This window comes from Haladaptatus litoreus (genome assembly GCF_900156425.1).
In the GTDB taxonomy this organism is placed as follows: Archaea; Halobacteriota; Halobacteria; order Halobacteriales; family Haladaptataceae; genus Haladaptatus; species Haladaptatus litoreus.
In genome coordinates this window covers 77,659-94,970 of sequence record NZ_FTNO01000008.1, presented here as the reverse complement: position 1 = coordinate 94,970, position 17,312 = coordinate 77,659, and the positions used below count along the sequence as shown (strand labels likewise).

The following is a 17,312-nucleotide window of genomic DNA, read 5'->3' as shown; positions in this document are numbered from 1 at the left end:
TTTCAAACTTGCTCACGCCGAATCGCCGCGATATCAGCTGCCACTCGTGTCGATTTTTCGGCTGCAATCACGAGTAGATTCGGCGCTGATGTGCAGGGCGCTCGATCACCGACGTGGAATCCTGCATCTGCAGCACCGGGGAGTTGCACCTGATACCCATTGCCTGCGATTTGAAGTGATGCGTTTGCGACTCGATGAATCGAGACGGTGTCTAAAGCAGCTGACGTGGCGAGTTCGACGATGTTCTCGTTATTGATGCGGTCAAGGTCGACGACAAGAAGGAGACCGTCGAATGCAATCACGCGGATATTGGCAAGATGGATGTTCTCATCCTCAGTCTCTTCAACGAGTCCAGCGGCTCGGGCAGGTTTTGTGACTTGGAGAGCAAGCCCATCGCCAGACCGTTTGATTGTGTTGGGCATTGGTGGTTAGTATTATATACTAACCCAAGAGCGTTCGCCTTGGCGGATGCGCTCTCGACTCGGCGTTGTTGGTGAGAAACGTTAGGGGCGTAACCTTTTCCCGTGTCTTCAGTTTCACTTCCACTCTGGTTGGCTGAAGTCTTTATCCATGGCGTCCAAAGAATGGAATGCAGTGAGCGTATCCCAGTAAGTGATGTGGGGGCCTTGTGTTCATCCCAAAACCCATCCTCCCTCATATCGCGTGCTCATTCCCCTTATCACAATGAACTAACTAGTGGCACGAATCAACCCCGACCGAGGGTTTACCTGTGAGGTGGTTAAATTTGAGAGTACGCATGGTTCCAAATGGAAAATCCCCCCTCACCCCACTTGCGCAAGAGGCACTCGATGCACTCGCAAGGAGACTCCCGGATGAGGGCGAACTTACATATAACCACGCCTATACGATTTTGAAGGAGGAAGAAGATCTCGAGCGGCCTACTGCCGAAGATATCATCGAACGATTGTACAACAAGGGCCATCTGTACGAAGTCGAGGAAAAACTCCGACTCACTGATCACTAGTCGCTCATATTCATTGCACTGAGTCTCGTTGTGACATCGTCGATCTGCTCATCAAGGGTCTCAATGAACGGGCCTGTCTCGTCAGTTGTAATCGCACCTTCTTGCGTTGGGTCAATCAGGTTTTCCTCTTCGAGCAGTCGAAGTGAATAGCGGATTTCGTGATGGGCATAGCCCAGCTCATCCGACATTTTCACAATCCCGATCGGTTCGCTGTCATCAACCCGCTGGAAAACCTCTAGATGCCGGTTGAGCATCTCTACTTCCTCCTCTACTTTGTCAATCATTGTGTGTGGGCCAATGACATGAGACGGGATAACATTTCTCGCCATATCATGCTTAGCGTGAGAGAACCGCTGCGGCGGTTCGGGTCGAGACTTCTCATCTATTGACTGGCTTCGAGTGGTTTGTAGATGAGGACGGTGTTATTACTGCGAACGACGACGAGATAGTCTTCGATCGTGAATCGTACCTCAACGTCGCTCTGTTTCGATGCACTTGCTTCGATGATTTCTTCGAGCGCATCTGGATTCACGTATTCGTACAGCGAGAGCGTGGTCTGGTCACCAGCTGGCTCGAGTACGTCAGTGAGTGCTTCAACGACACCAGTAACAAGCTCCGAACTCGAGGATTCGAGGTCAATTGTCTTGGAGGCGACCAGTGCATAGTGAGGTGGTGGACTCGGACTAGAGTGGTCGGTCGTGGAGCCGAACCAGGTTGTTGTTTGCGTCGCCATACTTTCTTTTAGCCTTCCAGATAGTTGAGTAACAGCCGCTTACCGCGGAATTCACTGGGTGGAATGAAAACATCGCTAGAAATCGTGTTCGTTATAAACTAGTCTCATTTTTTAGAAAATAATATAATAAATCAATCTATGTCTGACGAACTTATTTTACTCTCTATACCGTTGGTGAAGATACGCTCTCACAGAAGCCAGTACGACGCCATACTCTGATGCCATCACCTGACAGTATCGTCGTGGCTGGTTGTGAGAGCTGACTTTCCCTCCTGAACCACCTTTTCAACAAGTTACGTACATTCTGTTGTTCGATGTTTTGTCTGTCGAGAGCCGGAGTTTCGGAAATTGGAATCGGAAACGGGTAGAACGTGTTGAATTTTGCGACCACTGGCTAGTATCTCGGATCGTGACTGCCTATCGAAGAATTGTACAGAACGCGGTCAACGGAAACGGTATTGGCCCGTGTATAGCTTCCTTTGGATGGTTCTAGAGGAGTCGTGAAATTCTCTACAAACTCATTGACTAATACATTCGACACTATCCCGCTGTCATCGAGATTTTGCGAACGAAATGTGAGAGTCACCTTGATCAAGTTTCAGAGATATCTCGAGTTTCCAGTGGGCTTTTATTGATGTAGTCGACCAGTCGAACGTAGTGATCTGACAGAGCGTGTTTTTTCTCCAATGTGGTGACCAGCACAACCGACACTCATACCGATTCCTATCGACATTTCTGGTATTGGAATATTCGGAAACGACCCTGGCTTGCCTAAGGCTGTCACAATGGTCGTGTTTACGTGCAATGTTGAACCACAACCAAATTGCGGCGGGGTGGGACGAGTATCGACGAGCACTTCGACCGACTGATCAAGCGGTCTTTGATCGCCTCTTCGAGTACGCCCAGCTGCACACTGATCCCAGTACAGTTCACAAGCCATTGTTCGTTGAGACGCCGATTCTGGTCTCGATCCTCATTGAACAGCAGCGACAACTCGACGATTTGGAAGAACGGCTTGATCACCTCAAGGACGATTTGAACGGTCTGGGATGAGGTCATGGTGTACAAAATCGACTACACCGACGGCAACGTACTCCGGTGGTCGGTGACCGAGACGGGGGTAGAGTGTGAAGTTGATGAGTCGTATACGCCGACAATCTACGTCTCTGTGCATGGCGATGGAGACTTTTCGACGGCACGAACTGCCCTTCATGACCATCCTGCCGTTGTTCGGGTTGCCGTAGTTGATGAACGCGTGAGCTTCCGGTACGACCTCGAGCAAGTACTCCGAGTGGATGTGGTCGACCTCAAGGCGGTAAATTCAGTGGCAAGGATGGTGAGCAAGTGGGGCTCGCCTGGTGAGTATCGCTGCTACAACGTCGATTTCTCGCGGGAGTTCCGTTACTGTCTCGAAGAGGGGATCGACCCACTCCCGACCCGCGAACTCTCACAGATGCAGATTGCTGTGCCAGAGACGGAACTCGCGAATGAGAGGGTTACCGAACTCTCGATTGACGATGAGACGGTAACCGGGAGTGGGGAAGACGTGTTAACCACACTGTCGGATCGCGTTGAGTCGATTGACCCTGACGTTCTGTTCTTGAATACCAGCGACCTCATTCCCGTTCTTTTCCAGCAGGCCAATCGACTTGGTGTGGAGTTCCAGCTTGGACGACGTCCAGGGTGGCAGCAGTTGGCGGGCGAATCAACATACGAAAGCTACGGACAAGTCGGCCACTCACCGGCACGCTACAATCTCCCTGGTCGAGTGATCATCGACGGCTCGAATACGTTCATGTGGAATCAGACCAACCTCGACGGCTGTCTGTACCTTGTCGAGCAATCGGGCAAACCACTGCAGGAGTTAGCGTGGTCCTCGATTGGGAATATTCTGACCGGGATTCAGATTCAGGAAGCACGAAGGCGGGATGTGCTTGTTCCATGGCGTTCGTGGCGACACGAGAAGTTCAAGACGATGCGCCAATTGCACGATGCCGACCGGGGTGGGTTCACCTTTGCGCCGGACGTCGGGCTCCACGAAGACGTGCACGAACTCGACTTCTCTTCGTTGTATCCGAATATCATCGTCACACGGAACGTGAGTCCCGAGAAGATTCGCTGTGAGTGCCATGCCGGTCGCGAGGATGTGCCGGGCATCGGGTATTCGATTTGTGACGAGCGAGGATATCTACCCGATGTGCTTGAGCCGTTGATCGAGGATCGGGATGTGATCAAAGCCGAGATTCAAGCGACTGACGATGAAGATCGTCGCGACGAGTTGGAAGGGCAATCGAGTGCGATCAAGTGGATTTTGGTGTCCTGTTTCGGCTATCAGGGCTTTTCAAATGCGAAGTTCGGGCGGATCGAGTGCCACGAAGCAATCAACGCGTACGCCAGGGAGATTCTGTTGGAGACGAAAGCAATGCTCGAGGAGCATGGATGGCGGATTGTCCATGGTATCGTCGATAGCGTGTGGGTGACGCCGATCGAAGGGGAGGATCAGACGTCCTTGTCTACGCTTGTATCGGAAATTTCCGAGGAGGTAGAGATTCGGCTTGAGCATGAAGCCCACTACGATTGGATATCGTTTGTGCCGTTGCGCGATTCGGATGCTGGTGCCTTAACGAAGTACTTCGGGACGGTTGCAGGTGAGGATGAGTACAAGTATCGGGGCATCGAGTGTCGCCAGCGAAGTTCGCCGTCGTCTATTGGATTACACTGTTAGATGGTTGCTCAAGATATTTGTTATCGAATCACGTACCTAGCTACCATGGCACAAAAAGAAATCCAGCAAGAACTCTCGGTCGATCAGTATACGCTTGGCCTCGTGGGTCCTGAACAAGAGTGGGCTGGCGCCGTTACAGACGGTGGCACGATCAAAGTACACACTCCGCCGGCTTGCTGGGGTCCGATGATAACGCCCGAATTTAAAGGTGGTCATGAGGTAACCCGGCCAATACGAGTCGAGAATGCAAACGTTGGTGACGCGATCGCACTAAAAATCAACGATATTGAGGTAACAAGTATTGCGACGAGCACCGGCAGTATGCGTGAGCGTGAGGATGCATTCGACGACGATCCATTCGTCGACCACAAATGCCCAGAATGTGGGACAAAGTGGCCACAGAGTATCGTCGAAGGAACGGGTGAAGAGGCGATAAAGTGCGCCGAGTGCGGCGCTAACGCCTCTTCGTTTGGATTCGAATATGGCTATACTGTTGCCTTCAACGACGACCAGACAGTTGGGCTGACCGTTGGTGAAAGTGGCGCTGATGATTTGGCAAATCGGGCGAATGAGGCGATGGCGCTCCCCGAAAATTCCCGCCAACACCCGATTTTGCTGTACAAACCTTCGGAGATGCCGGGTACGCTCGGACATCTCCGTCCGTTCATCGGAAACATTGGAACGACGCCACCGATAGAAATTCCGGATTCTCATAATGCAGGTGATTTCGGCCAATTCCTCATTGGAGCTGACCACGACTGGGGACTCGCCGACGAGAAAGAACTCGCCAAAAGAACCGACGGCCACATGGATATTAATGCCGTCCGTGAAGGTGCTGTTCTCATCTGCCCCGTTAAGATTGATGGAGGCGGTGTCTACATCGGCGATATGCATGCCAACCAGGGTGATGGTGAACTTTCGCTCCACACCACCGATGTGAGCGGACGTGCTGAGTTAGATGTCGAAGTGATCAAAAACCTCGATATCGACGGTCCGATTCTCCTGCCAAACGAGGAAGATCTACCGCATATTAGCAAGCCGCACACGGAGCAGGAAATCGAGCGCGGCAAACAACTCGCCACTGAGTACGATATCGACGAAATAGATGAGATGGGGCCACTGCAGATAATCGGCAGCGGGGCGACAATCAACGATGCGACGGAGAATGCTTTCGAACGCGCAGGTAAACTCCTCAATATGACTGAAGGTGAGGTACGGGCTCGGTGTACCTTTACCGGGGGTGTCGAAATTGGACGACTTCCCGGTGTCGTCCAGCTCACAATGCTTGCACCGATGGATCGCCTCGAAGAGCGGGGTCTCGCGGATCTCGTTCGTGTACAGTACGATCTCTGAACTTCATTCTATATTCAACTATCATTCGTCCCAGCAATTGACCGATACAACCAGGCTTGTCTGCTGAGAGGTATTACGGGTTTGCTCATACCGTCCCTCTACACAGATACCTACTGCTCACTCAAGTCCACTGGAGTTTTTATCGGTTCCACCCTGTACGGCAGGGAATACTGTCAGCTCTGCATCAGCTGGACATTCATCGTCCAGATTCACTCGCTCCCCATCTACGGAAATTCGGGCACTGATCCGGAGTTGTCCGTCGTTGGTATAGAGTTGCGATTTCGTTCTCGGATAGTTCTCGATAAAAACACCAAGTGCATCTTCGACGGTTCCGCCGTCGAACGCTACTGATACGGTTTTTTCACCTGTTGCACTTCTGAGGGGGCCGTATACAGTAATTTGCATGCGATACGTTACAGGTCCATGTACGAAAAGCTATGCGAGTGAGATATCTTTCATGTCTTTTGTTGTAGCTTGTATTTCGGGTGCTGTGCCATCATTTTCATCTCGACTGATTCTGAACTAATCCTTTGTTTTTGTCCTTTCTATGAGGTAGGTGAGTCTGGTGTCTTGGACCACCTGTGTCGATAACCAGTATTTCGGAAATCCACATCGGAAACGGACGAAACATATACAATCAGATATCTTCATTGCTCCTTTGAGATGGCGATTGACAGTATTCCGAGTGAAATCAGCATCAAGAACTTTCTGATCTGGTCTTCAGGAAGACATGGTCCGATCTCTAAAATTCATTTCGAGGATGACACTCTTGATGAGGATTATTGATCGGAAACCACTACGCGTGACGTCTGTGAGCCTCGGACCAGTAGCCAACCAACCCCGACGAGTAGCGCAGCACCACCACCAATGAGCAACGTTTGTGCGTACCCAACAATCGTCGCGAGACCAACGAATACCGGTGGTCCAATAGTAGTTCCAAGACGAAGAACGCTTGTCCGAATACTCATTATACTCCCGCGAAATTCGTCTGGTGCCAGCTCATTGAGTGCAGTGTCAGTAATTGGTTCGGCGAGTCCTTGCCCTACGCCGAATAACAAAAGGGCACCAGCAACCGTGTATACCGAGTTAGCCATAGATACGATGACGAGACCAATTCCATAACTTGTGAATCCGAGTGCAATGGATTGGAAACTCGAAAATGACTGCAGCAACCTGTCCCCCTGCATGGCTGTCAGGCCCATCGTTACTGCTGGCAGTCCAAGAAGAAGCCCGATTACTCCTGATGAGTATTCGTAGGAATTAGCAAGTATGAACGGGACAACGGTGAGCTGTGCTCCATAGAGGAGAAGAAAGATACCGAAGATCGCAGTATAAAGAACCAGATAGGGCTTCATCGGCGCTGCCCCGGTCACAAACTCCCGGATACTGGTATCTGCGCCGGAATTGTTATTAGAAGGTTCTTCCAGAAAGACAATTCCTGGCAGTGCAACTACTACTCCAAGTAGAAAGCAAATGAAGGGAGCCATCCACGACAAAGTTGCGAGTGCGCCTCCCAAGAGCGGATATCCCGCGGCACCAACCGCAAGAAAGACTGCATTCATCCCGATCAGAGTCCGTCGTTTTTCCCCAGTATAGAGATCACCAATCAGTGTGACTGTAAGCGTTGCAATCGCACTGCTTGCCGCCCCTTGGATCGCTCGGAGAACAAGTATCATTTCAAAACTTGAGAGCAAGACGACTCCTGCCCCGGAGAGACCGAAGATGACAAGCGATGGGATGAAAATCCGTTTTCGGCCGATTCGATCGATGACAATCCCGATCGGAATCGTCAAAAACACTCCGGGTAAAGTAAATGCGGAGAGCAATAAACTGGCCTGTGCTTCCGTAATATTCCAGGCCTCTTGGACAGCAGGCAGTACTGGGCTAATGAGTGAGACACCCATTACAGCGACAAGTGTACTTGCAAATATGATGGTCGTTGCTGGTGATTCTTGAAAGATTTGAGACCGTTTCATTCAGGACTTACGGAACATTTGCGATGGAAGGGAGGGAGTGTTTGGATGTCGGCAATCACAATGGGAGAATCGGAATATGTCTATTTCTATATAGTTCATCAATCCCCAGAAGTTCCCAGCTGCCGTCGGTAACATTTCTAAGTCGGGATTGGCAAACGTGATTTCGATGTGGTGACCGCCGACGTCCATTGCATCGTCCACTGACAACGTTCGCGACGTTTTGTAGGTCACGCCGGGTACTCGATCGGCCATCTCCTCCATTACTCGATAGCCGTCGTTTGTGTACGCACAGCCGTAGTGGGTCGCGACTTCCCGATAGCCTAATCGTGCGACCATCACGTCGTTCGTCTTCGCGTGCTCTAGCACATCGAGATACTTATCCTCGACCTGCTGACTCTCGGCACGCTTCTCGCGGAAGTTCACGAGTTCAGTGTTCTGTTCGAATATTGACTACTAGAGGTCACCAACGAGAGCCACGAGAACACGAATCCCACCAGTATATCGTCTCCATCGACGACGTACCTGGTGAGCTAGCGGCCCTGTACCTGTCCACATCACATCAACCACAACAGTCAGATGCATTTTACAAATAGTTAACTATTCGTGGGACTTACTTCTCGGTTGGTCATGGAGATTAACTGGAGAGCCATCAGTGCAGGGTTTCTCATCGATTTCATTCTCGCCCTCCTCATCACATGGTTTATTCCGCCCGCTCTAATATCTAGCCCACTGAAAGTGATACCCGGTCTCGTTGGTGGTCTCATTGCCGGCTCGATGGTCGTGGGGGCATATCGTGGCGCCATAAATGGAGGAGTCGCTGCCCTTTTCGTCGGGATTATTCTCTTGGTCAGTTGGATCATATATGGGTTGTTTGCGGAATTCGTGGTTGGCCAAGTCGTCCTCGAATTCGGTCAAAGCGTTTGGGGTTTCACGGTTTTAATGATTCAAGCCATTTCAGGTGGTGTCGGTGGTTCCATCAGTGGGTGGATCAAGGGTCGCCGGACTACACCTCGGGAGGCTCCCGAAGCAGAAATTCAGTAATGGAGTTGAAGACTGCTATTATTGAGAAGATGATGGGATTGACATCCTTCTGTCCATCTAATTGGCGGCGGAATCGTTCTAACCAACCGATATGATGATGAGAGTGCGACAGCACGGCTCTGCTTGACCGAGCACAACAGCGCACGGTGGACGTCGCTACTACTCATTTCCCATGCTCACCGGTTGAAGCGATCGACTGGGAGATCTCACACCGAGTACAATGACCGGCGGACGTACCGAAGTAGAGTTCTCCGACGAGAACGAATTTAACAGTCAGTCTAGTCAGAGTCAACCTGTTCTGAGCTAGGATCGACCTGTGTTGGTATGAATACCGACTAAGTTTCTCCTTCTGATCCTGAAGCGAGACTAAACGATTTTACCGATTTATTCTTCTTGCCGGAGAAGCACTCGTTCCTAGTTATGAAACTGGAATGTGTAAGCCGGCGTGCCGTCCTCGGCGCGACCGCTGGCCTTCTCGGAACAGGCGTCAGTGCGGGCCGTGGTCACGAGCATGGGACATACTGCGGAAACAAGCGCAATTACCTCGTCATTGCCGGTGGGTCACCCACCGATGTCGTCGAATACCAGTTTGTGGTCAGCGGTCGCATACAGAAGAGCCGGCGAGGTGGCAGTGCGCCCGTCTCTGATCATGGAATCACCGCGGACAGAGGGGATGTCGTTTCGGACGATCAGAGTTACGTGACGGGCACCATTGCGGGCGGAATCGACGCGTACAGTTTCACAGGACGAATCATTCGATTTCGAATCTCGCTCACCCGCCGGACTGTTCAGCGAGTGAAGATCCTTTTGAACGGACAACGTGTGTTCCCCGATGAGCTCGGGGATAATCCCGCCGCAGAGACACCGGTTGAATTTCTTGACTGTAATACGGCGCGAGTAATCGGGGAGTTCGAAGGTATCGAATTAAACGCGAGCTTCTGGGACGAAGCAGGTATCGGAACAGAGATTCTCTTTCCAGACCCGATCAGTGGTGTGACAATTTTCCATCCCGTCGAACAGTTCGAGCCGTATCCGTTCACCATCGAATCGTTGCGACTTGACCCGAATCCGATACCGGTTCCAGGCGCCCCGGCACTGTACAGTGCGGACAATCCATACGCGGGACCGTGGTGTGAGCGAGAAGCATTCCAGTTCCCAAACCAACTCGTAATTACTGGTGGTACCCCCGAGGATGTCATTTCATATAAGTTCGAGGTGAGTGGGAGTGTCAAAAAGAGTGCTGATGCGGACGATCTACCGATTCAAGGCCGCGAGGTAACTGTCGACAAGAGTGATCGTATCACAGGCAAGCGAGTCTGTGGATCCGTTTCAGGCGAGGTCGATGTCTACCGTTTCTCTGGGGAGATAACCGATTTCTGCGTTGACGGCAGCGCGACGATCTTCCTTAATGGCCGGCGCGTGTGTCCGCGGGAGATCGGTAAACCAACAAAAGATCGCAAACGATCCATAGAATACCTCGACTGTGACCGAGCTATCGTGCAAGGGAACTTTGAACAAATCTCTATCGACACCGTGTGGTTCGCCCGCGATGGGTTTGCGACGTCGTTCAATGTCATCGGTCCCGTCCGCGGACGAACCATCATCGATCGATCGAACGCAGGCGATATTGATGATATCAGCGGCTTCGTCATCACACGTTTGTCAGGGTTCGATGAGGAGTTCGGTGAACCGGTAATCACGGTGGCGAATCCAAATCTGGAAGAGTGCTTCCAGCAGATTATCCCGGATCCCGTCCAGCCGTTTTTTGAACACTGTGGCCCAACCGACGGCGGCAGTAACGTCACTTTCGCGTATGATAATCCGAACAATACGGAACTTATCGTGCAGAGCGAGTTCGTCGGGAATGCTACGAGTGAACCACCTCAAACACTTGAACCAGGTCGCAACACTTTTACTGTGAAATGGGAGCCGACAACTCCAGATGAACGCCTCACCTGGCGGCTCAATCTTGAACCCTTCGCCATCGACGCTCAACCGACGGCAACGAGCCCACCCGCCGCTGACTGCGCGACACCAACCCTCAACCTTCGGATAGATGGCTGTAAACTTACAAATCCGACAAACAGGACGGTATTCGTCGCCTTTAATTTCGGCGGATCGAACGAAGGTGAACTCACGCTCCAACCCGGTGAGAGTTTTGACTTCACGAACGCGGGTCCCGTCATCGAACTGGGGCCTGCGTCAACCGAATCGAACTTCGGTGCAGCAGTCGGTGAGAGAGTGCTTATCGATGGCAAAAAGGTATTCACTGTCACAGACAAGCAGTGTCTCATTGCCTGAACGACCATTTTGCCAAGTGAGGGTACATCTGTATCTGCAAAGCGCGTTCATCGATTCGCCGGATCTGATGGGCTGCCAGACTCGCAGAGTCTGACAGCATCATCGAAGCAGGAAGCCCCACTCTCAAGGAGCGAACCGCGTCGGCCGTGAGCGAGTAGGGTGAGGTAGTTCACTACTGCAAACCCGTTCTAAACGTCTCTCGGAATCAAATTAGCCATCGATCAACATTTGTCGTATTCTAAGCCAGTCCTGACCATGTGATCCTCGGAAAGCAGGTCGCATCTGAACGCCTTGCAGTTCGTTACAGGCAGTTCGTTCTCAGTTCACTATTCAAAAACTGTCTTCTCGATTTAATTCTCTTCACCGCCACCACTCGGATGCACCATGGATCCCAAACCCCTCGGCTGACGGACGTTCCTTGCAGCCACCAGTGGTCTCATCGCCACGGGTATCGCTGCCGGTCATGATCAGACCTCATCTGCCAGTGATACAGACCACAGAGAGTGAGCAGACTCCATAGCATCCCAAATCGAGCTATTCGTGGTACGATGTGAATCTACAGAGGGGATGGGTAGAGTGATTTTCGGGTACGTGAACCTGAGCGACCAGATGCTCCAAATCTCCAGCGATCTGCTCGGTAGTTCGTCGACAATAGCACCACAAACACTCGAGACGGGCTGTAACAAATTCGTTGCCGAATTGGCAACCAACCCATCAAAATGAGCTACTCACATGGCAGCTTGATCTGAGTGCTATTGGCATCGAACAGCCAGTGACAGTCAGTAGTCCGACTGCCGCCGAGATCGGGACTCAGACGAACTCGGTGACCGCTACTGCCGCATCGTGGACCGCAAAAGCATCGCTCCCACAGGTACAAAGCAACATGGGAGCTGCAGTTCTTGATAATATACTCTATATTTTCGGCGGGATCAGAACCGACAACGGACTGAAAACGGTTTCCTACACGTATGGATACAATCCGACGGTTGGATCGCAAGGTCAGTGGACGCAATTCGAGAACATGCTGGCAGCACTGTGGGGAACGAGTGGTGTTGCCGCCAACGGGAAAGTCTATAGTTTCGGTGGCGCGCCAGCCGATAGTCCGTATACGACGGGTACGCCACCGACGGACAAAATCTACGTATTCCAACCCGGAAGTGGATGGACGGACCTCACTGCGACGAAAGGTGTTCGGTGTCCTATCCGAACTGGGCGATGAGCACTGCCTACAATCCATCTGACGGCCTTATCTACTGTTTGGGTGGAGGGACCTCGGTCGCATGGGAAAAGGCCCATCCCACTGACGCGACGGATTTCGGTGCACGGGGTGATCCCGTCGGTGGATTCGATTGCCGACGGATCTGGACGTTCAATCCGGTAACGGATACCGTGGCGAATCAACGACTCGCCCTGATGCCAGCAGCGAAGCGGTGGCCTGTCGCCGCACGTGTCGTGGTGAACGGGCAAGCCTGCATCCACGCGATTGGTGGATGGCGTGGGAACATTGGTCCGGCAAGCTCGAACTATCGGTACAATACTGTCACCAAAACAGTGTCTACGTTGCGAGCGACGCCGCGGGCAGGGTATTATGCTGGTCGCAACAATCCAGTGATTAACAATCAGATCTATTTGACTTACCAGATTGTCGGAACGAGTTACCCCGGATCGTATCTTCGGAATACCGTCCGCTATAATCCCTCGACAAACACGTATACGACTCTCTCGCAGGCACCTGCGCCAATTCGCACCGGGTCCGGAAGCGGTGTCATCGGTAACACTCTCTATATTGCTGGGGTCACACCAAACAAGGCACTAATAGACACGTCTGTATCGCAGATACGGATGCGTTCACGCCATAATCGAAGATCGGGAAGCCCCGAGTGAAGACTCGGTATAGAATAGCCCACAAAGCATTGCCAAGACCAGTTTTCCCCCGAGTTTTTGGCTCTCAACTAGTGGAGTGGTTCTGAGACACCACAACATCTCGTTCCCACGGGAGATGTTTTCCGGATATCCGTCGTATACGTCTCTGATATGGTGCCAGGTGCGGTGGATAGAACGATTACGAGCATTACATCCACGAAGATTCCTACATGCCAATCGGGGGACACCGTCGCAGCCATCCTCGAACAGCTCGTCGGCAACCAGTGGGAGAGTGCTGACACAATCTACGTTCTCAAGGACAGGAGACTTATCGGCCGGATCGACATCACGAACCTCTTACAGGCGGCGGATACCACTCATGCTTCACGCCTGATGGAACGCGCGAAGGCCCGTATGCATCCCGACGCTGATCGGGAGCACGCTGTCTTCCTCGCTGTCAAAGAGGACAGGGACGAGATACCAGTAGTAGACGGTGATGGCCGACTCATCGGTGCTGTCACCTCCCAAGCCATCATCGACACTATGCACAGAGAGCACCTTGAGAGTGCTCTCCTTAGCGCCGGGATCCAAAAGACAGGAATCAAGATAACAGACCTTGCCTCCGCTCGGGTGCGCTTTGCCGTCCGGAGCCGGGCCCCGTGGCTCCTGTTCGGGCTGGTGGTCGGGTTGTTCCTTAGCGTCATCTCGAGCCAGTTCGAGGCAACTTTGCGGGAAACCATTGCGCTCGCCTTCTTTCCCCCGGTCATCGCCTATATCGCCGATTCAGTTGGAACACAGTCAGAAGCCATCGCTGTCAGGGCATTCGCCGTCATGGATATCGACTATGGGCCGTATCTGCTACGAGAACTCTTTATCGGGCTTATCATTGGCAGCATGATCGGAGTGCTCGGCGGTCTGGGTGCCACATTCATTGCCGGTTCACTGCAGATCGGCGTCGTGGTTGGACTCTCTTTGTTCGTCTCCAGTGCCGTCGCTACTCTCCTTGCTTCGCTTATCCCGATAGGATTCATCCTTTTAGATGTCGATCCGGCGCTTGGCAGCGGTCCGCTGGCCACTGCGCTTCAAGATATCATCAGCATCGTTATTTATTTCCTGTTTGCTCTCACCCTGCTCTGAGGAAATTTCTCCGAGACATATCGACTGCTGGACTCCCCTAACCACTTCGCCTTGAGCAAACTGTCGCTAGAATTGTCGCTCCAGATTATAGAGACATCATTACCAATCTCATAAGCAAAGCATCAGTCTATTGTCTTCATCGACGACAGGAGCGTGAATTGGTGGTCTGCACGACCACATACCATCATCGGAACACCTCCTCTAACTATAGAGGTGCCGCCGAAAACACAACTAACGACGAAACGCCCGACACTTGTTTCGTGGACATTCATATTTCAACTCCAAGGGTGAGACCCAGGATGCCGATAACGGTCGCATACAACGGAATCAGATAGCGCCATATCTTGTTCGGGAAAACACGAACGAGATACGGTGCACCGATCGCCGCCAAAAATCCGCCGGTAAAGATCGATGGCAGTAGGGTAAAATCGACCGGAACACCCGAAGATGATATGTAGAGGAATGTAATAACGCCAACAAGTGAAACGATACCTTCTGCAAGGGAGACGATAGCCGTCGCACTTTTTTCGTAGACACCAGACAGAATTTCCCCCAATGTTACGACTGGACCAAATCCACCGCCACCGATTCCTTTGTTGAATCCAGCAACCAGTGCGAATCCAACCAACCGACGGGGACGGTATTCGAGCCGTACTTTCAGTCGAGCTCGGATGATTCCAATCAATCCCATCAGCAGTACCAGTACAGAGACATAGATCCGAATGACCGTGTCCGGGAGCTGAAGTGCAAAATATGTTAGCAAAATGGCACCGATGCTGGCGAGACTTCCCACGCTTGCAAGTAAGAGCACTAATTTTGTCGCGTCGTTAAGCGGACGAAATGAAAATGAGACATTTCTGAGTTCGTGATGGACTCCCCCGGCAACACTACCGGTCACCGTCTCGGAGACCAGGAGTGCCGGGACAACTGCCAATGGAGGAAAGCCGAGAACTAACAACAGTGGTGATAGCGCCGTGCCGAAACCCATGCCTGCTGCCGAGTCGAGAAGTTCGAACAGAAACGCGATGAGGATAACGGTCGGAAACAATGGAAGTGACGCCTGTCCTGAATCCTGTTTGAACACCGTTACAAACACACCAAAACTCAAAAGATACAGCACCGCAAGGAGGCTAATTCGCTGAAGTGAGGAGCGAGGAATCGAAAGCCGCTCAACCGTTGTTTTGTCCTTATCAAGGGCTCTCGCTTTGCTTCCAATAACCTCCGGTTCGGTTTTGGTGGATGTTTGGGGTGAATGGGACGGCGTATCTCGGTTCGTCATAATCTGTTCTGGAGACTGTGGTCTCCTCGTTATTCCTCTATACATCGGGATGGAAAGTCAAAGTGACTGATGTAAACAGGAGATGGTGAGGTTGTTCAGTGCACATACAACAGATCTCAGATCAGAACTGAACTGGTGGCCAACCAGTTCTCACCGCTATTCTGTCTGGAATTTATGTTGATTTAGAGACAGGACTTTGTAGGAGTCCGTCGTATGGAGTGCGAGTCGGGTGGGGCAGTGCTGCTGAGCACCACGCGAAAGAAGGGGGGGACATGAGCCATGGACAAAGACACACACAACAAAACGGCTGAAACGGAATCTGAACCACTGCAGGCAACCCGTCGCACTGCACTTCGCGGGGCAGGCCTCGCCGGCTTGCTCGCGATGGGCGTCGGTAGTGCCAGTGCCCGCCAGCCCCGGAACGAGATGTCTGCAGATGACGGAACAGATTCCAGGGTGGCATCGATCGCAGAAGACGCGTACTTTTACGGCCTCCAGCAGGTCATCTTCTACGAGACGCGCTTCAATTACACGCAGAAGAAAGACAGCGACGTCTTCGTGGGCGTCAATCGGTTGTACTATCCCAACGAAGGCCGACCGATAACGGCCGACTTCACGGCTGTCGTCAGTCCGAATGCCACCACCCTGTACGGGCAGGGCTTCCTCGACCTGCAGGACGAACCCATCGTCATCGAGATGCCCGAGGTCACCGACCGCTACTTTTCGTTGGAGCTGATGGACCAGTACGGGATCTACCCCCTCTACGCTGGGAATCAGTTCAACGGCACCGATGCCCGGTCGTACCTGATTCTGCCAGACGGGTACGAGGGCGATATCCCGGGCGACTTCGCCGCGACCGACGTCGTCCAGGCACCGACGAAGACTCTGTTAACCGAAGTTCGGTACGCGCTGCGCGACTCCACGGATGAAGCCGAAATCGCGCACGTCAACGACCTGCAGGACCAGACGACTATTACCCCGCTCAGCGAGTGGCTCGCCAACGACCACTCGGGCGTGCCGCGGGCGGAACAGCCAGTTGTCCCCGGCGACTACGAGACGATCCCACGAATGGAGGATCTCACGACGCAGCAGGTCGAAAATCAGACTGCAGCGGATTTCTTCACCCTCCTCACCCTCGTCCTGAACGACCCGAGCATGTCGCTCATCGACGACTCACGAAAGGAGGCTGCAATGCTCGACCGGTTGGAAGCGGTCGGAATCGCCCCGGGAACGGAGTTCGAGTGGTCCGCCCTCGATAATGAAGTGCAGGAGGCGCTGATCTGCGGGTTCGAGAACGGATTCGAGCGCGTCAGAACTACCGGTCAAGAGGGCTTGGTCGACATGAACGGCTGGCAAGTCCTTGCGCCGACGGGGGACTTCAGAACCGACTGGTTGACCCGGGCTGTCATGGCCGACTTCGGCTATGCGGGCCCTGACTCGCCCAAATCACACGTCGCTGGGTTTCGATTCACCGACGCGAGCGGCGACCCATTGGACGGGTCGACGCGATACACCATCACATTCGACCTCGACAACCTTCCACCAGTCACCGAGTTTTGGGAGATTCCGATCTACGACGCGCAGGGCTACTTCGTCGAAAATGAACTCGACCGCTACAGCATCAACAGCTACATGCTCGACGAAGGGAAGTTGCACACAGAAGCCAACGAACTCGTCATCTACGTGCAACACGAGAAACCGGATGACTCCGAGAAGGTGCAAAACTGGCTACCGGCCCCCGACGGTGGCATGCGCTTTGCGGCTCGGTTCTACGGCCCCTACTGGTCGGTGGTCGACGGGTCCTATGACATGCCCGAGGTCGTCCCTGTGGAGGAGTGATTGCGACGCTCTGCGGGGTCTCCTCACACGCGAAAACAGGGGGAGAGGACGTCACATCACCCCAGTTATTCGCTCTGTCT

General features: G+C 52.6%; 15 protein-coding genes and 1 pseudogene. 9 read left to right on the top strand and 7 right to left on the bottom strand.

All coding sequences use genetic code 11. The features are described 5' to 3' along the window. Positions 1-2: 2 nt before the first annotated feature. Positions 3-422, bottom strand: coding sequence for a hypothetical protein (locus BW974_RS23145; protein ID WP_076433425.1), 420 nt, complete (start codon positions 420-422; stop codon positions 3-5). A 335-nt stretch (positions 423-757) separates the two neighbouring features. On the opposite strand from BW974_RS23145, the gene BW974_RS26065 reads away from it, so the two are divergent. Then, positions 758-985, top strand: coding sequence for a hypothetical protein (locus BW974_RS26065; protein WP_175609801.1), 228 nt, complete (start codon positions 758-760; stop codon positions 983-985). Here BW974_RS26065 and BW974_RS23135 read toward each other — a convergent pair. Then, positions 982-1,269, bottom strand: a complete 288-nt coding sequence (locus BW974_RS23135) for a hypothetical protein (protein ID WP_076433424.1) — start codon at positions 1,267-1,269, stop codon at positions 982-984. The two genes, BW974_RS26065 and BW974_RS23135, sit on opposite strands and share 4 nt — an antisense overlap. 98 nt (positions 1,270-1,367) lie before the next feature. Then, positions 1,368-1,718: a HalOD1 output domain-containing protein gene (locus BW974_RS23130; RefSeq protein ID WP_076433422.1), complete on the bottom strand. Its 351-nt coding sequence runs from the start codon at positions 1,716-1,718 to the stop codon at positions 1,368-1,370. A gap of 804 nt (positions 1,719-2,522) precedes the next feature. On the opposite strand from BW974_RS23130, the gene BW974_RS23125 reads away from it, so the two are divergent. From BW974_RS23125 to BW974_RS23115, 3 genes and pseudogenes are all read left to right on the top strand, one after another. After that, complete coding sequence (locus BW974_RS23125) at positions 2,523-2,771, top strand: DUF8156 family protein (protein WP_076433421.1); 249 nt, start codon at positions 2,523-2,525, stop codon at positions 2,769-2,771. A gap of 4 nt (positions 2,772-2,775) precedes the next feature. Continuing rightward, positions 2,776-4,428 (top strand): annotated as a pseudogene (locus BW974_RS23120) (type B DNA-directed DNA polymerase); the annotation flags it as partial. A 60-nt stretch (positions 4,429-4,488) separates the two neighbouring features. Further along, complete coding sequence (locus BW974_RS23115; protein ID WP_076433419.1) at positions 4,489-5,796, top strand: acetamidase/formamidase family protein; 1,308 nt, start codon at positions 4,489-4,491, stop codon at positions 5,794-5,796. Between the two features lie 117 nt (positions 5,797-5,913). Here BW974_RS23115 and BW974_RS23110 read toward each other — a convergent pair whose 3' ends face one another. From BW974_RS23110 to BW974_RS23100, 3 genes are all read right to left on the bottom strand, one after another. Continuing rightward, positions 5,914-6,201 (bottom strand): ubiquitin-like small modifier protein 1, encoded by a 288-nt coding sequence (locus tag BW974_RS23110; RefSeq protein ID WP_076433417.1) that lies wholly within the window; start codon positions 6,199-6,201, stop codon positions 5,914-5,916. A gap of 374 nt (positions 6,202-6,575) precedes the next feature. Further along, positions 6,576-7,772 (bottom strand): MFS transporter, encoded by a 1,197-nt coding sequence (locus BW974_RS23105; protein WP_076433415.1) that lies wholly within the window; start codon positions 7,770-7,772, stop codon positions 6,576-6,578. Beyond that, a complete protein-coding gene (locus BW974_RS23100; RefSeq protein ID WP_245800275.1) occupies positions 7,773-8,195 on the bottom strand; it encodes a hypothetical protein in 423 nt (140 codons plus the stop codon). 204 nt (positions 8,196-8,399) lie between these two features. On the opposite strand from BW974_RS23100, the gene BW974_RS23095 reads away from it, so the two are divergent. From BW974_RS23095 to BW974_RS23080, 4 genes are all read left to right on the top strand, one after another. Further along, the gene (locus tag BW974_RS23095; protein WP_076433413.1) at positions 8,400-8,813 is read left to right on the top strand and encodes a DUF5518 domain-containing protein; all 414 of its coding nucleotides are present in this window, start codon (positions 8,400-8,402) and stop codon (positions 8,811-8,813) included. Between the two features lie 795 nt (positions 8,814-9,608). Next, positions 9,609-11,114 carry a hypothetical protein gene (locus tag BW974_RS25175; RefSeq protein WP_217694404.1) on the top strand — a complete coding sequence of 502 codons (1,506 nt, stop codon included), beginning with the start codon at positions 9,609-9,611 and terminating at the stop codon, positions 11,112-11,114. Between the two features lie 772 nt (positions 11,115-11,886). Continuing rightward, the gene (locus tag BW974_RS23085; protein ID WP_076433409.1) at positions 11,887-12,333 is read left to right on the top strand and encodes a Kelch repeat-containing protein; all 447 of its coding nucleotides are present in this window, start codon (positions 11,887-11,889) and stop codon (positions 12,331-12,333) included. 815 nt (positions 12,334-13,148) lie between these two features. After that, positions 13,149-14,114, top strand: a complete 966-nt coding sequence (locus tag BW974_RS23080) for a magnesium transporter (RefSeq protein WP_076433407.1) — start codon at positions 13,149-13,151, stop codon at positions 14,112-14,114. Between the two features lie 268 nt (positions 14,115-14,382). Here the strand turns inward: BW974_RS23080 and BW974_RS23075 are convergent, their stop codons facing one another. Further along, positions 14,383-15,393, bottom strand: coding sequence for a sulfite exporter TauE/SafE family protein (locus tag BW974_RS23075; RefSeq protein ID WP_084186475.1), 1,011 nt, complete (start codon positions 15,391-15,393; stop codon positions 14,383-14,385). Between the two features lie 279 nt (positions 15,394-15,672). Between BW974_RS23075 and BW974_RS23070 the strand changes: the two genes are divergently transcribed. Continuing rightward, positions 15,673-17,232 carry a DUF1254 domain-containing protein gene (locus tag BW974_RS23070; protein ID WP_217694403.1) on the top strand — a complete coding sequence of 520 codons (1,560 nt, stop codon included), beginning with the start codon at positions 15,673-15,675 and terminating at the stop codon, positions 17,230-17,232. Positions 17,233-17,312 lie beyond the last annotated feature (80 nt).

What these genes read in the sequence shown, in the direction of transcription:
- BW974_RS23145 (WP_076433425.1), bottom strand. Translation starts at nt 422, where the DNA reads ATGCCCAACACAATCAAACGGTCTGGCGATGGGCTTGCTCTCCAAGTC.
- BW974_RS26065 (WP_175609801.1), top strand. Translation starts at nt 758, where the DNA reads ATGGTTCCAAATGGAAAATCCCCCCTCACCCCACTTGCGCAAGAGGCA.
- BW974_RS23135 (WP_076433424.1), bottom strand. Translation starts at nt 1,269, where the DNA reads ATGATTGACAAAGTAGAGGAGGAAGTAGAGATGCTCAACCGGCATCTA.
- BW974_RS23130 (WP_076433422.1), bottom strand. Translation starts at nt 1,718, where the DNA reads ATGGCGACGCAAACAACAACCTGGTTCGGCTCCACGACCGACCACTCT.
- BW974_RS23125 (WP_076433421.1), top strand. Translation starts at nt 2,523, where the DNA reads ATGTTGAACCACAACCAAATTGCGGCGGGGTGGGACGAGTATCGACGA.
- BW974_RS23115 (WP_076433419.1), top strand. Translation starts at nt 4,489, where the DNA reads ATGGCACAAAAAGAAATCCAGCAAGAACTCTCGGTCGATCAGTATACG.
- BW974_RS23110 (WP_076433417.1), bottom strand. Translation starts at nt 6,201, where the DNA reads ATGCAAATTACTGTATACGGCCCCCTCAGAAGTGCAACAGGTGAAAAA.
- BW974_RS23105 (WP_076433415.1), bottom strand. Translation starts at nt 7,772, where the DNA reads ATGAAACGGTCTCAAATCTTTCAAGAATCACCAGCAACGACCATCATA.
- BW974_RS23095 (WP_076433413.1), top strand. Translation starts at nt 8,400, where the DNA reads ATGGAGATTAACTGGAGAGCCATCAGTGCAGGGTTTCTCATCGATTTC.
- BW974_RS23080 (WP_076433407.1), top strand. Translation starts at nt 13,149, where the DNA reads ATGGTGCCAGGTGCGGTGGATAGAACGATTACGAGCATTACATCCACG.
- BW974_RS23075 (WP_084186475.1), bottom strand. Translation starts at nt 15,393, where the DNA reads ATGACGAACCGAGATACGCCGTCCCATTCACCCCAAACATCCACCAAA.
- BW974_RS23070 (WP_217694403.1), top strand. Translation starts at nt 15,673, where the DNA reads ATGGACAAAGACACACACAACAAAACGGCTGAAACGGAATCTGAACCA.